Origin of the sequence: Pseudomonas sp. SIMBA_041 (assembly GCF_046535095.1) — a bacterium.
Lineage (GTDB): Bacteria > Pseudomonadota > Gammaproteobacteria > Pseudomonadales > Pseudomonadaceae > Aquipseudomonas > Aquipseudomonas mucoides.
The window spans coordinates 1-393 of sequence record NZ_JAWRXJ010000065.1; the positions used below are offsets into that span (position 1 = coordinate 1).

Sequence of the window (393 nt, forward strand, 5' to 3'; positions counted from 1 at the left end):
CCCGGACCTGATGCTTGAAATCAAACTGCTGATCATCGACGCCCTGGGCCTCGAAGACATCAGTGCCCAGGACATCGGCAACGACCAGACGCTGTTCGGCGAAGGCCTCGGCCTGGACTCGGTGGATGCCCTGGAGCTGGGCCTGGCGATCCAGAAGAAGTACGGCATCAAGATCGACGCCGACGCCAAGGACACCCGCAACCACTTCAGCAACGTGGCGAGCCTTGCGGCGTTCGTCACTGCAAAACAGGCAGCTTGAGAACCGACCATGCAAACCCGTGACGATATCTTCAACACCCTGCGCGATGCCCTGGTCGAGCTCTTCGAACTGGAGCCCGAGCGCGTCAGCCTCGAGTCCAACCTGTACGAAGACCTGGAAATCGACAGCATCGA

At 60.1% G+C, this 393-nt stretch carries 1 protein-coding gene and 1 pseudogene; both read left to right on the forward strand.

Going from position 1 to position 393, the window contains the following annotated elements:
- Positions 1-7 precede the first annotated feature (7 nt).
- Positions 8-259, forward strand: coding sequence for a phosphopantetheine-binding protein (locus tag SB725_RS30245; protein ID WP_410923032.1), 252 nt, complete (start codon positions 8-10; stop codon positions 257-259).
- 9 nt (positions 260-268) lie between these two features.
- A pseudogene (locus SB725_RS30250) lies at positions 269-393 on the forward strand (acyl carrier protein); the annotation flags it as partial.